At 72.5% G+C, this 12,919-nt stretch carries 12 protein-coding genes and 1 pseudogene; 4 read left to right on the top strand and 9 right to left on the bottom strand.

What is annotated here, in order from left to right:
* Window positions 1-224, bottom strand: a pseudogene (locus AB0J97_RS19255) (ATPase); the annotation flags it as partial.
* Between the two features lie 502 nt (window positions 225-726).
* Between AB0J97_RS19255 and AB0J97_RS19250 the strand changes: the two are divergent.
* Window positions 727-1,203 (top strand): VOC family protein, encoded by a 477-nt coding sequence (locus tag AB0J97_RS19250; RefSeq protein ID WP_364090288.1) that lies wholly within the window; start codon window positions 727-729, stop codon window positions 1,201-1,203.
* On the opposite strand, the gene AB0J97_RS19245 is transcribed toward AB0J97_RS19250, so the two are convergent.
* The 3 genes from AB0J97_RS19245 to AB0J97_RS19235 form a co-directional block, all read right to left on the bottom strand.
* Entirely contained in the window at window positions 1,196-2,044 is an 849-nt protein-coding gene (locus tag AB0J97_RS19245) for an ABC transporter permease subunit (RefSeq protein WP_364090285.1), read from the bottom strand. The genes AB0J97_RS19250 and AB0J97_RS19245 overlap by 8 nt on opposite strands.
* A complete protein-coding gene (locus AB0J97_RS19240) occupies window positions 2,041-4,722 on the bottom strand; it encodes a CocE/NonD family hydrolase (RefSeq protein WP_364090282.1) in 2,682 nt (893 codons plus the stop codon). The genes AB0J97_RS19245 and AB0J97_RS19240 overlap by 4 nt, the downstream gene beginning before the upstream one ends.
* Before the next feature lie 98 nt (window positions 4,723-4,820).
* Window positions 4,821-5,228, bottom strand: coding sequence for a PaaI family thioesterase (locus AB0J97_RS19235; RefSeq protein WP_357697849.1), 408 nt, complete (start codon window positions 5,226-5,228; stop codon window positions 4,821-4,823).
* A 25-nt stretch (window positions 5,229-5,253) separates the two neighbouring features.
* Here AB0J97_RS19235 and AB0J97_RS19230 point away from each other — a divergent pair, with 25 nt between their 5' ends.
* Both AB0J97_RS19230 and AB0J97_RS19225 read left to right on the top strand, forming a co-directional pair.
* Window positions 5,254-6,666 (top strand): cytochrome P450, encoded by a 1,413-nt coding sequence (locus AB0J97_RS19230; RefSeq protein ID WP_364090273.1) that lies wholly within the window; start codon window positions 5,254-5,256, stop codon window positions 6,664-6,666.
* Between the two features lie 78 nt (window positions 6,667-6,744).
* Complete coding sequence (locus tag AB0J97_RS19225) at window positions 6,745-7,929, top strand: hypothetical protein (RefSeq protein ID WP_364090270.1); 1,185 nt, start codon at window positions 6,745-6,747, stop codon at window positions 7,927-7,929.
* On the opposite strand, the gene AB0J97_RS19220 is transcribed toward AB0J97_RS19225, so the two are convergent.
* Together AB0J97_RS19220 and AB0J97_RS19215 are read right to left on the bottom strand one after the other, a co-directional pair.
* Window positions 7,887-8,921, bottom strand: a complete 1,035-nt coding sequence (locus AB0J97_RS19220; RefSeq protein ID WP_364090267.1) for a CopD family protein — start codon at window positions 8,919-8,921, stop codon at window positions 7,887-7,889. The two genes, AB0J97_RS19225 and AB0J97_RS19220, sit on opposite strands and share 43 nt — an antisense overlap.
* Window positions 8,918-9,604, bottom strand: a complete 687-nt coding sequence (locus tag AB0J97_RS19215; RefSeq protein ID WP_364090264.1) for a copper resistance CopC family protein — start codon at window positions 9,602-9,604, stop codon at window positions 8,918-8,920. Before AB0J97_RS19215 ends, AB0J97_RS19220 begins: the two co-directional genes overlap by 4 nt.
* A 51-nt stretch (window positions 9,605-9,655) precedes the next feature.
* Here AB0J97_RS19215 and AB0J97_RS19210 point away from each other — a divergent pair, with 51 nt between their 5' ends.
* The gene (locus AB0J97_RS19210) at window positions 9,656-10,417 is read left to right on the top strand and encodes a class I SAM-dependent methyltransferase (RefSeq protein ID WP_364090261.1); all 762 of its coding nucleotides are present in this window, start codon (window positions 9,656-9,658) and stop codon (window positions 10,415-10,417) included.
* Window positions 10,418-10,475: 58 nt separating this feature from the next.
* Here the strand turns inward: AB0J97_RS19210 and AB0J97_RS19205 are convergent, their stop codons facing one another.
* The 3 genes from AB0J97_RS19205 to AB0J97_RS19195 form a co-directional block, all read right to left on the bottom strand.
* Window positions 10,476-11,273 carry an SDR family oxidoreductase gene (locus AB0J97_RS19205; protein ID WP_364090258.1) on the bottom strand — a complete coding sequence of 266 codons (798 nt, stop codon included), beginning with the start codon at window positions 11,271-11,273 and terminating at the stop codon, window positions 10,476-10,478.
* Entirely contained in the window at window positions 11,270-12,241 is a 972-nt protein-coding gene (locus AB0J97_RS19200) for a diiron oxygenase (protein ID WP_364090255.1), read from the bottom strand. The genes AB0J97_RS19205 and AB0J97_RS19200 overlap by 4 nt, the downstream gene beginning before the upstream one ends.
* Before the next feature lie 69 nt (window positions 12,242-12,310).
* Complete coding sequence (locus AB0J97_RS19195) at window positions 12,311-12,910, bottom strand: TetR family transcriptional regulator C-terminal domain-containing protein (RefSeq protein ID WP_364090252.1); 600 nt, start codon at window positions 12,908-12,910, stop codon at window positions 12,311-12,313.
* Window positions 12,911-12,919 lie beyond the last annotated feature (9 nt).

Below are 12,919 nucleotides of genomic sequence, written 5' to 3'. Positions count from 1 at the left end.
TCGGCGATGCCGAGCGCCGAGGCGATCGTGTGCCTGACCATGCCCGCGTCCTGCAACCGGGCCAGGTCGGCGAACCACACGCCGTCGGGGTACTGGGTGCGGACCTGGTGCGCCAGCCGCAGCACCGTACGCGACTTGCCCACACCGCCGATGCCCGTGACGGTCACCAGCCGGGATTCGGCGAGATGCCGCTTGAGGTTGGCGAGTAACCGGGTCCGCCCCACGAAGCTGGTGAGCTCCGCCGGTAGATTGCCTTCTCTCCGCCAGCCTGAAGGGGTGGCCATGCGCAGCCTCACGGGGGATCGGCGACACCTGCCCTGGCATCGTACCGCCGGTCGCGAGGGCTGTCCGTGGAGCCGGGAAGACGACCGGTGTTGGTTTGTACATCTCGGTAGCATGTTTCCGTGGACGAATTTCTCCCGGAGCAGACTTCGGACGACACCGACCTCGGCTGGGGCGATTGGCGCGAAGCCGACGCCGACGCCTTCTACCTCGACAACAAGCCTCCGCACTGGGGCTGAACCGGGGCTGACCAGGCCGCCCGAAGCCTGACCCGCTCCGGTGCGCCCCGCGCATGGCCGGGGCTTCTCCGCCGGCCTCAGACCTTCTGAAAAATTTCTCGGGACGTGTGTCGATCCGGCCCGATCCCGTTCGACGCGTCGATGAAAAGAGGGGACGGGCACGGACCCGCCCCCCGCGACACGTCTCGGAAGGACGACCGGCGACATGCAGAAGATCACGACCTACCTGTGGTTCGACAACCAGGCCGAAGAGGCGGCCGAGTTCTACACCTCGCTCTTCGCCGACTCCCGCATCGTGGAGGTCCAGCGCTACACCGAGGGCGGCCGCGGGTCCGCCGGGCAGGCCATGCTGGTCACCTTCGAGCTGGCCGGACAGCGCTTCCACGCCCTGAACGGCGGCCCCCAGTACACCTTCAACGAGGCGACCTCCCTCTACGTCGACTGCGGCTCCCAGGAGGAGGTCGACGAGCTGTGGGCCAAGCTCACCGACGGCGGCGAGGAGTCGCAGTGCGGCTGGCTGAAGGACCGGTACGGCCTGTCGTGGCAGATCGTCCCCAGGGCCATGCAGGAGCTGATGAGCGTGCCGGACCCGGCCGCCGCCCAGCGGGTCGTGCAGGCCATGCTGGGCATGCGGAAGATCGACATCAAGGGCCTGGAGGACGCCGCCAAGGGCGTCAGCTGACCACGTCCTTGCGCCGGAACCTGCGGAAGGCGACGGCGATCAGGATCGCGGCGTAGGTGATCGACACCGAGGCGCCCTTGGCCATCCCGCTCCAGTCGAGCTCGGGGGCCAGGGCGTCCAGCCACGCGTTGTTCCAGAACGTCGGCAGGAACTCGCGCAGCGTCCCCAGCGCCTCGACCGCCTGCATGATGGTGCACACGATCCACAGGCCCACCGCCCCGCCCACCGCGCCGAGCGGCGAGTCGGTCACCGTGGAGACGAGGAACGCCAGGGCGGCCACGACGAGCTGGCTGACCAGGGCGTAACCGATCACGACGCCGAACCGGGGCAGCACGTCGAGCGCCGGGATCGTCTCGCCGGTGCCGGGCACCTGGATGTCGTTCCAGCCGAACGCGACCGTGCCGGCCAGCAGCGCCATCAGCGGCAGGCAGATCACCGCCGCCGCCGAGAAGCCGAGCGCCACGATCAGCTTCTGCCGCAGCAGGCGGTCGCGGGGGACCGGCGCGGCCAGCAGGTAACGCAACGACGACCAGTTGGCCTCGGCGGCCACCGTGTCGCCGCAGAACAGCGCGACCGCCACCACCAGAAGGAAGCTCGCCGACACCGACAGGGCGAACGCGGCGAAGTTCAGGCCGCCGGCGGTGGCCAGGTCGCTGATCCGCACCGAGGACTGCCCCTGGTTGCCGGACTGCGGCCCGAACTGGAACGCGATCACCAGCACCCACGGCAACGCCAGCAGCAGCCCGAACATGACCAGCGTCCGCCGCCGCTTGAACTGCCTGACGATCTCCACGCGCAGCGGCAGCGTGCGGCGCGGCGCGTAGCCCGGCGCGGCGGTCATGATCTGTCTCCGATGAGGTCGAGGAACACGTCTTCCAGGCGCGGACCGCCGTGCCCGTTGCCGGCCGCCGAGCTCAGCAGCCGCGACACCGGCCCGGTGGAGACCAGCCGCCCGCGGTGCATGACCACCACGTGGCTGCAGGTCTGCTCCACCTCGGCCAGCATGTGGCTGGAGACGATCACGGTACGGCCGTCGCGCGCGTAGCGCTTGAGCACCTCGCGCATCTCCCTGATCTGGGGTGGGTCGAGGCCGTTGGTGGGCTCGTCGAGCACCAGCAGGTCGGGCAGGCCGAGCATGGCCTGGGCGATGGCCAGGCGCTGGCGCATGCCCTGGGAGTAGGTGCGCACGGCACGTTCGAGCGCCTTGCCCAGGCCCGCGATCTCCAGCGCCTCCTCGAAGTGCGCGTCGGCGGCCGGGCGGCCGGTGGCGGCCCAGTAGAGCTCGATGTTGTCGCGGCCGGACAGGTGCGGCAGGAAGCCGGGGCCCTCCACGAACGAGCCGAGCCTGGACAACACGGGCGCGCCCGGGGTGACGGGGTCGCCGAAGATCCGGATCTCGCCGTCGTCGGGGCGGATGAGGCCCATCATCATGCGCATGGTGGTGGTCTTGCCGGCGCCGTTGGGCCCGAGGAGGCCGAGGACCTGGCCCTGCTCGACCCGGAACGACAGGCCGTCGACGGCCCGCTCGCCGTTGCGGTACGCCTTCGTCAGCCCGACGATCTCCAACGGCACCTCCCGCCCATCAGCCACCCGCTCGCCGTCGACGCCCGGTTCCGACGCTGCCTCGGCCGGGGACGGTGCCTTGGTGGGGGTTCGGGGCGGTTCCGTTGCGGGGTGCGGGGGAGCCGGGGGTGCGGGGGTGCGGCGCAAGGAGCCGCCGCGGCCCGAGGTGCGGCCGGTGGCCAGCAGGAGGGCGGCGAGGAGGACGGCGGCCAGCGGCATCGCCCACACCCACCAGGCCACCCCGGTCGGCGGCGCGGCCAGCGCGCGGACCGTGGGGACGGCCAGCGCGGGCGAGGCCAGGGAGACCCCGAACGCGGCGGGCTCGGCCGGGGTCGCGAACCCCATGTCCGTCGTGGTCACCACCAGCCGCAGCCGGTGGCCCACGGCGAACTGGTGATCGACGGCCGGCAGGGTGACCGTGGCCTCGGCGGAGCCGGCCCCCTCGGGGATCGTGACCCGGAAGGGCGCCACCAGCCCCGCCGGCAGCGTGGGCGGCTGCGCGGCGTCGGCGACGTCGTAGAGCTTGGCGAACAGCGTGGCCCGGCCCTTGCCCGACACCTTGATCTTGACCGTGGGGCTGCCGGTGAGCTGGAGCGGAGCCGTCAGCGGCGCCGACTCGAACGCCGCGCTCTGGCCGGGCATGTCGATGGACACGCCCGCGCCGCCCTGGCCGCTCAGCAGCCCCCCGACGCCGGGGACGGTCGAGATCGAGGCGGGCGCGCCGCCGGGCGGGTTGATGACGTTCTGCTCGGGGCCGGCGAGCTGCACCGTGGTGGTGTCGGTGCCGGCCAGGCCGGGGTAGGAGCCGGCCTCGGGGTGCAGCCTGATGCGCTGGCGGGTGCCGGGGTCGCGGCCCCCGTCACGGGTGACGGTGAACGCGCTGACCGCGGGCCCGGCCTCGCCCTTGAGGTGGCGGGCGAACCAGGCCGAGGACTGGTCGTAGAGCCAGTCGGCCTCGCCGTTGCCGCCGTCGTGCCCGCCGTCGAACCAGGCCAGGCTCACCGGCGTGCCGGCGGCGGCGATGGCCTTGGCGTTGGCGTCGGCGTGGGAGAGCGGGAACAGGGAGTCGCGCTGGCCCTGGAGGAGCAGGGTGGGCGCCTTGATCCGGCCGGCCACGGTGACCGGGCTGGATCTGCGCAGCAGCGCGACCGCCTCGGGCGTCGCCCGGCCGTCTTCGGCGACCTGCTGGTAGACGTCGCAGATCGCCGGCAGGAAGCGGCCGCACCTGGCCTGCTCGACGGTCAGCGGGGCGGCGGCCTCGCGGCGGGACTGGGCGGCGAAGGTGTCGAGGGAGACGCCCTGGCCGAAGAAGATGCCCGCCCACATGCGCTTGAAGACGCCGTCGGCCGCGCCCTGACCGATGGTGGCCTGGGCGCCCGACCCCGTGGCGGACCCGCCGGCGGCCGCGTCGGGGAAGAGGGCGTCGGCCAGGTCGGCCCAGGTGATCTGCGGGACGATGGCGTCGATGCGCTGGTCGAAGGCGGCGGTCATCAGGGCGATGGCGCCGCCGTACGAGCCGCCCGTGATGCCCACGCGAGGGTCGCCGGCGGCGTCGAGCTGGACCTCGGGCCGCTTGGCCAGCCAGTCGACGAGCTGCTTGACGTCTTTGACCTCGTAGTCGGGGGAGTTGAGCGCGATCTCGCCCGTGGAGCGGCCGAAACCGCGCGCCGACCAGGTCAGTACGGCGTAGCCGTCCTGGGCCAGGCGGGCCGCCTGCTGGCGGACGCTCTGCTTGCTGCCGCCGAACCCGTGGGCGACCAGCACGGCGGGCGCCTTGCCACCCCCGGCGGGCGGGAAGAACGTGGTGTCGAGCTCCACCCGCTGGTCGTCGGCGGGCCCGTCGACGACCGTGATCCGCTGGTCCCGACCGCGCGCCTCTCCGGCGGACGGCCACACCAGCCACGTCGTCACCCCGAGGACGGCGAGCACCGCGACCAGCGCGGCCACACGTTTCATGGCGGTGAGCCTACTTTCCGCACCTGAGAGATCCCTGAGACGGACCGTCGCCCGGGGAAGGCGGCAGCCGTCGACCAGCAGTCGTCGACCAGTCGCCGTCAGCCGAGGATCGCGTAGACGGTCGAGGCGTGCGCGGCCGGGTCGCCGTCGCCGTCGGGCGTCAGCGTGACCTCCGAGAAGGCCAGCGAACGCCCCAGCTTGGTGACGCGTACGTCGAGCAGCACGTCGCGCCCGATCACCGGCCGCTGGAACGTGGTCGACTGCTGCACGGTCGTCATCGGCACGAACCCGCCCCTGGCGGAGGAGATCGCGATGACGGTGGCGGTGTCGGCGGCGGCCATCATCGCCTGGCCGCACAGCCCGCCGCCCTCCCTGGCCAGCGAGTCGGACCAGGGGAGCCGGACGAGGGCATGGCGCTCGCCCACCTCCTCCACCCGCAGCCCGAGCTCCTGGATCCAGGGAGCGAAGTATTGCCGGAGAATCGCCTCTGCGTCTTCTGGAGTCACGCGCTCATCATGCACGCTGTAGGGCATGGCGGAGGAGCGGAGCGAGCGTCCTGTGGATAACCCGGCGAGCCCCCGGCCCGGGCCCCCGGCACCCGCCCCGGCCAAGAAGCCGCCTTCGGCGTCCGAGCAGCCCAAGGAGCCGCCTTCGGCGGGTGAGCCGGTCAAGGAGCCGCCTTCGGCGGGGGACCTGGCTGAGGTGTTCTTGCCGTCCACCTATGCAGCGGGCGTCCCCTATGACCTGTACGCCCGGCTGCGCCGCGAGAGCCCCGTCTGCTGGATCCCCGAGCCCGCCGTGGGCCCCTGGCGCGAGGGGCCGGGCTACTGGGGGGTGTTCCGGCACGCCGACGTCAAGCGGGTGCTGCGCAGCCCCGACGACTTCTCCTCCCACCTCGGCGCCACCCAGATCCGCGACCCCGACACCCCGGCCGACCTGGAGTTCGTCCGGTCGATGATGCTCAACATGGACCCGCCGGACCACTCCAGGCTGCGCCGGATCGTGGCGGCCGCCTTCACGCCGCGCGCCGTCCGCGCCCTGGAACGCACGATCAAGGACCGGGTGGCGGCGCTGCTCGCACCGGGCGCGTGCGACTTCGTCGAGGTGGCCGCCGACCTGCCGGTCTGGACGCTGGCCCACGTGATGGGCGTCCCCGAGCAGGACCGGCGGCTGCTGTACGACTGGGCCTCCCGCGTCATCGGCTACCAGGACGACGACTACGCCGGTCTGTCCACGGCCGAGGTCGAGTCCCTGACCCCCGTGGGCCGCCTGGCGGCCGCCGCCCGTCCTGAGCTCAAGCCGGGCATGAACCCCAGGTCCAGGGCCGCGCTGGCCGACATGTTCGCGTATGCCCACGCGCTGGCCGACACCCCGCACGAGTCCGTCATGTCCGCCATGAGGAAGGGTGGCCTGACCGAGGCCGAGTTCGAGAACATGTTCTTCCTGTTCGCCGTGGCCGGGAACGAGACCCTGCGCAACGGCATCCCCGGCGGCCTGCTCACCCTGCTGAGCCATCCCGCCGAGCTGGCCCGGCTGCGCGCCGACCCGTCGCTGCTGGAGCCGGCGGTCGAGGAGATGCTGCGCCACTGGCCCCCGGTGATGGACTTCCGCCGTACGGCCACCCGCGACCTCACGCTCGGCGGCCGGCGCATCCAGGCGGGCGAGAAGGTGGTCGTCTACCACGCCTCGGCCAACCGCGACCCGGCGGCCTTCGTCGACCCCGACCGCTTCGACGTCGCCCGTACGCCCAACGACCACGTCAGCTTCGGGTTCGGCCCGCACTTCTGCCTCGGCGCCCACCTCGCCCGCGTCCAGCTCCGCGCGGTCTTCGCCGAGCTGCTCGCCTGGGACGTCGAACCCGCCGGCCCCCCGGTGCGGCTCACCTCCAACTTCCAGAACGGGCTCAAACACCTCCCGGTACGCCTGACCCGCCGCCTGACGTGAAGCCACCCCGAAGGCATCCATAGTCACACAAAGGAGACATCTGAGACCGACGCGCCGGATGACCGTAAGATTTGCGCCGTGAAGTCACCAGCATCGTTCAAGAAGGCCGCAGCGTGGGCCTTGCCGTACTGGACCAGAGGCCAGGCGGGGCGCGAGACGCCGCAAGACCTGTTCCGGGTGCTCTACTTCGGATGGCTGGTGGCGCTCACGCTCAAGCTGCTCGGCTCGGCCTGGGACGTGTCGTGGCACTTCAAGTGGCTGCGCGACGACCTCGCCCCGCCCCACCTGCTCAACTCCGCCGGCACCGCCCTCGTCGTCGTCCTGACCGTCATCCACGGTTACACCGGCTACGGCGTGGACAAGGCGGCGCTGCGGCTCATCCAGTGGGGAACCGGGATCTTCCTCGTCGCGGTGCCGCTCGACCTGATCAACCACCGCGTCAACGGGCTCGACATCACCTCGTGGAGCCCGTCGCACATCATGCTCTATGTTGGAACGTTCTTCATGATCATGGGCGTGATCAGGGGTTGGTTCATGGGCGCGCCCCCCGGACGCGAGCGCACCGTCGTGCTCGGCGCCTTCCTCGCGTTCTTCCTGGAGAACGTGCACTTCCCCGAGCAGCACCAGGAGTACGGCATCCTCTCCCTCGGCGCCTGGGACAACCACGCGACCTACGCCGAGCAGATCCTGCTGCGCTTCGCCGCCGACCAGATGGGCCGTCCGGTCGACCGGATCATGATGAGCGGGTTCACGCTGCCCGTGCCCGACTACCTCTACCCGGTCTACGCGGTGGTCGGAGGGCTGTCGGTGCTGGTCGCGGCCAGGCTGCTGATCGGCAGGTTCGGCGCGGCGACGCTGGTGGCCGGCGCGTACGTCGGGTTCCGCACGCTGATCTGGCCGCTGCTCACCTTCGGCGGCTTCCCGCCGTCGGCGCTGCCGTTCTTCCTCGTGGTGGCCGGGCTGCTGGTGGACCTGGCGTTCCTGGTGCGCGTCCCGGCCGTGCGTGCCGTCGTGGGGGCGGCCGCGGTGACCGCCGGCGCCTACGGCGCGCTGGCCGCGCAGAACGCGGTCATGGGCCCGGTCTACGGCGCGATCAAGGGCCAGACCGGCCTGTACGGAGCCCCGCCCCTGGCCACGTCGTCGGCCGTCTGGGCCGGGCTCGGGCTGCTGGTCGCCTGGCTGGCCGCCGAGTGGCTGGCCGGGCGGCGCGACCGGCGGCCTCAGCCGATCGAGGCCCGCGTGATCGCGACCGCCACCCCGTAGGCCAGCCCCATCACGCCCACCTCGGCCGCCGTCCAGCTCACCAGGGCGGTGGCCCCGCCGCGGCGGATCACCGGCAGCAGGCGGAAGCGGATGTGGGCGGCCAGCGGCACCAGCAGCGCCACCAGCACCGTCTTGATCACGACGAGCACGCCGTAGTGGCTGGTCACGATCGCGCCCGGCAGCTCGACGCCGGGCGTGAGCGCCATCGTGCCGAGCCCGGTGACCAGCCCCGACAGCGAGACCAGGAGCAGGCAGACGGTGGCCATCCTGGAGAACTTCGGCAGCGCCACGGCCAGCAGACCCCGGTGGGGCGCGACGAACACGGCCGTGGCGGCCAGGCCGCCCGCCCAGGCCGCCGCGCCCGTCACGTGGATCTCCATCGAGATCATGATGGGGTCGTGCCAGACGGAGTTGACCGCGTGCCCGGTGACCGGGATGGGCAGCAGCCCGAACAGCGCCACGATGATCCGCAGCTCCGCGGGCACCTTCTCGCCGAACCGCACCGCCATCAGCCCGATGCCCGCCGCCGCCAGCGCGCACGCCGCGCTGAACAGCAGGCCCTGCCCGGTGCCCACCTCCTCGACGTAGGAGGCGATCAGGCCGAACGTGGGCACCCGCCCCGGGTTGAGCTCGGCCGTCTGGAACACGATGGTGAGCAGCGCGCAGATCGCCCACGTCCAGGCCGCCAGCACGGCGAGCGGACGCACCCGGCGCAGGACCGGCTCGGTGGCGTCGGGGTCGTCGAAGCCGAGCAGCTTGGGCACGAGACTCAGGCCGACCACGGCGACCGCGGCCAGGTCGAGCAGCACCCGGACGACGGGCAGGCCGTAGGCCACGATCGGCCCGGGCATGGGGATGCCCGGCACGGACTCCTGCGCGGTGAGCGTGGAGGCCGCCACCGCGGCGACGATCCCGCACACGACGAACGCCCCGGCGACGAGCCGCCCGCCCGCGACGCGCTGCCCGGAACGGGACGTGAGGGTCGCGGTCACGCCCGGGTCCCCTCCGACGGCCGCGCCTCGGCCTCTGCTTCAGCCGTGGAGGCGGCGGCGGTGGAGGCGGCGGCGGTGGAAGCGGCGGCGGTGGAAGCGGCGGCGGTGGAGGCGGCGGCGGTGGAAGCGGCGGGGGCGCGGCGGAGGGCGACGGCGGTGCCGGCGGCCAGGAGCAGCAGCGCGGCCACGATCCACACGACCGCCATGCCGGCCCCGCCGTTGGCCGCGGCCTCGGCCGCCTTCGCGCTGTCGGCCCGCTGGTCCTGCCCGGCAGCCGTCGCGCCGTCGCCCTGCTGAGGCTGCCCGGCGGGGGCGCCCGCGGCGGACGCGGCCACGCTGAAGCCGATCTTCCCGGTCACCGGATGCCCGTCGGAGGACAGGATCCGGTAGCCCACCACGTACGAGCCGCCCGCGGGCAGCGGTTTGACCTTGACGGAGACCTGTTCGGCCGACACCTCCGCCGCGCCGTCGGCCCACGACGAGCCGTCCGCCCCCGTCACGCCGACCTGCGCGTAGCCCTGGCGCACCGCCTGGTCGAACACCAGCGTCACCCGCGCGGGCGAGGCGGACAGCGTGGCGCCGTCCTTGGGATCGCTGCTGACCAGCACGTTGTGCGCCTGCGCCGGCAGGGCGAACCCGACCGCGGCGCACGCGAGCAACAGGACCGTGAGTAGCCGCCTCACCGATCAAAACCTTCCATCGAACGAGTCTCGAACCCGTATATGGTCCCACCCATGACGGACCTCTTCGGCGGCGCGGCGCCCTACTACGCCAAGTACCGGCCCGGCCACGGCGATCCCGCCATCGATCGGCTGGCTCGCGCGTTCGGCCCGGACGGCGTCGTGCTCGACCTCGGCTGCGGCCCTGGGACGATCGCGATCCCGCTGGCCCGGCGGGTACGCGAGGTGCTAGCCGTGGACCCCGACGAGGAGATGCTGGCCGAGGGCCGGCGGCTGTCGGCGGACGTGCCCGGCATCCGGTGGCTGCGCGGCGACTCGACGACGCTGCGGGAGCTGCCGCCGTTCGGTCACGTCGTGATGGGCCGGTCGTTCCACTGGATGGACCGCCGCGCGGTGCTGGCCGACCTGGACGAGCTGCTGCCGCCCGGCGGCGTCGTCGCGCTCGTCGGCCCCACCCGCGACCCCGTCGAGGAACCGTGGGAGCCGGTCATGCGCCGGGTGCGCGAGCGGTTCGGCGTGAACACCTGGACGGCCGCCGGCTCCTTCCAGAAGACCGGCGAGCACCACCACGACGTGCTGGCCGGCTCGCCCTTCTCCGCCCTGGAGTCCGACCGGTACGAGCACCGCCTCGCCTACGACCTCGACGCTCTGCTCGGCCTGCAGCTGTCCTACTCCTACACGGCCCCGGCCAGGCTCGGCGACCGCCTGCCCGCGTTCGTCGAGGCGGCCAGGGCCGCCCTGCTGGCCGCCGAGCCGTCGGGCCGCTGGGAGCTGACGACGACGACCGAGGTCCTCATCGCCCGCCGCCCCGCCTGACCGCCCGACCCAACCGCTCGACCCCGCCGCCCCGCCTGACCGGTGCGGTTCGTCCGTCTCATTGCTTGGTGAGGCGTCCGACCGCCAGGCCCGCCACCCGTACGGCGGCCGACGGCCACAGCCGGGCCGCCCGCCAGGCGACCCGCGCCGAGGCCGGCGCCACGATCAGCGCCTTGTTCCTGGCCACCCCGCGCAGGACGTCGGCGGCCAGCGCGTCCACGGGATAGAGCCGCCCCTGCGCCCGCACCGCCGCGCTCCGGGCGTGGGCCGCCACCTCGTTCTGCGGCAGCCCCGGGTTGGCGTGGTCGAGCAGCGGCGTGTCGACGAACCCCGGGCACACCACGTTCACCCGCACCCCGTACGCGGCCGCCTCGGCCCGCAGCGCCAGCGAGAGCCCGACCACGGCGTGCTTGCTCGCCGTGTACGGCAGCATCAGCGGCGCCGGCACCAGCCCGGCCAGCGAGGCGGTGTTGACGATGTGCCCGAACCCCTGGTCCGCCATGACCGGATAGGCGGCGCGCACGCCGTGCACGACGCCGCGCAGATTGACGTCGATCGTCCGGTTCCAGTGGTCGAGCGTCAGCTCGCGGGTGACGCCGCCGACCGCGATGCCGGCGTTGTTGAACATGAAGTCGAGCCGCCCGCGCTCGGCCCTCACCCGCGTCACCAGCGCGGTCACGGCCTCGGCGTCGGTGACGTCGAGGCGGGCGAACTCCAGGCCGAGGTCGGCGGCGGCCCGCTCGCCGGCCTTGTCGTCGACGTCGGCGATCACCACCGCCACGCCCCTGCGCCGCAGCTCCCGCGCCACCGCGCGGCCGATCCCGGAGGCGCCCCCGGTAACCAGCGCGACCTTCACCGGCGCGGCTCCGCCCAGATCCCCATGGCCTGCCACACCTTCCTGCTGACGACGTTGACGAGCCCGATCTCGGCGCACAGCTCGCGCGTCCTGGCGACCGAGTCGCGGACCTCCTGCCGGGCGGCCGGGTCGGCACGGTGGATCCCGGCCACGACGCCGGGCGGGATGCGGAAGTGCCGGACCATCGAGCCGGGCGGCGCGAGCATGATCCGGGCCATCACGCCGAGCACGACCGGCGAGATCACGCTGAGCATCGTGCGCCGGTGACGGGGCATGCGCGGCACCCGGTCGCGGAGGTAGTGGCGGGCGAAGGAGATGTGCCTGGCCTCCTCCGCGATGTGGATGCGCATGATCGTCTCTTCCAGCGGATGGTGGACCTGGCCGTCCTTGAGCACCTTACGCTGCACGTGGTCGATCGGGTCCTCGCCGCCCAGGACGAAGACGAAGAACAGCTCGGTGGAGACCAGCGGGATCCACGGCACGGCCTGGGCGATCAGCGACAGCGGCCGAGGCATGCCGCATATGGGGAGCTTCGTGCGGTTCACGAACTCCTGGAACATCATCCCGTGATGTCCCTCTTCGATCGTCTCGTGGTAGACGTAGCGAAACTCGGGGGAGCCGTTCGGCAGGCGGTAGGCGTAGTTGAGCAGGCCGCGTTTGAGCAGGTTCTCGAACTGCAGGCCGATCTTCATGGCGGTGGCGACCCGCCACAGGCCGATCCTGGCGCGGACCTCGGGAGAGCGGGTGCGGTACCAGGGGTGGCCGCCCAGCCTGTCGGTCTCGGGCAGTTCCCAGCGCGGGTCGTCCTGGTCCACGAGGAACTCCGGGTCGTCCCACGGGATGTCGCGGTAGGGCTCCCAGTGCTTGTCGACCGACGCCTTCGAGAGGCGTTCGACGACCGCTTCGTAGGCGCCGGCGGTCCACTCGTCGTTCTCCCTGGCGGCGGCAGAGCTCGGTGCGCTTGTCATCGCGGGTGCTCCTCTCCTCCCGCCATCAATTGTACGAAGCATCCAATAGACGGGGAAGAGCGGCCCGGGTCACAGGTTCTCGACGGGCAGCCCCAGTTCCCCGGCGACCGCCGTACGCAGCAGGACAGCGGCCCGGCGGCGCGAGAGCACCCTGGGATGCACGTGCGTCTGGACCGCCAGGCCGTCGATGAGCGCGAAGACGCGCCAGACCGCCTCCTCCGGATCGGCGCAGGAGAACGCGCCCGAGCGCACGCCGTCCTCGATGATCGACCGCAGCAGCGAGCGGTTGCGCGCGTCGATCCCGCGGGAGATCTCCTCCAGTTCCGAGCTGCGCATCGCCTCGGCCCATGCGTCGATCCACAGCCGCCGCTCGTCCGAGGGGATCGCCGGCGAGCAGCGCCTGAGCAGGGCGCGCAGCCGTTCGAGCGGGCCGGCGGGGGACTCCTCGATGTCGGACAGCGCCTCCAGGTGCAGCCTGGCCGCATAGCCGAACGCCTGCGCGAACAGCCGGTCCTTGGTGTCGAAGTGGTAGAAGAGCAACGCCTGGCTGACGCCCGCCGCCCGGGCGATGTCGAGGGTCCGGGTGTGGCCGAACCCCTGCTCGGCGATCACCTCGCAGGCCGTCTTGAGGAGGTCTTCGCGCCTTAATCGGCTGAAACTGGGTGTCACGGCGAGTAA

Source organism: Nonomuraea sp. NPDC049607 (assembly GCF_040675375.1).
Classification (GTDB): Bacteria; Actinomycetota; Actinomycetes; order Streptosporangiales; family Streptosporangiaceae; genus Nonomuraea.
This window is presented reverse-complemented; position numbering and strand designations above follow the sequence as displayed.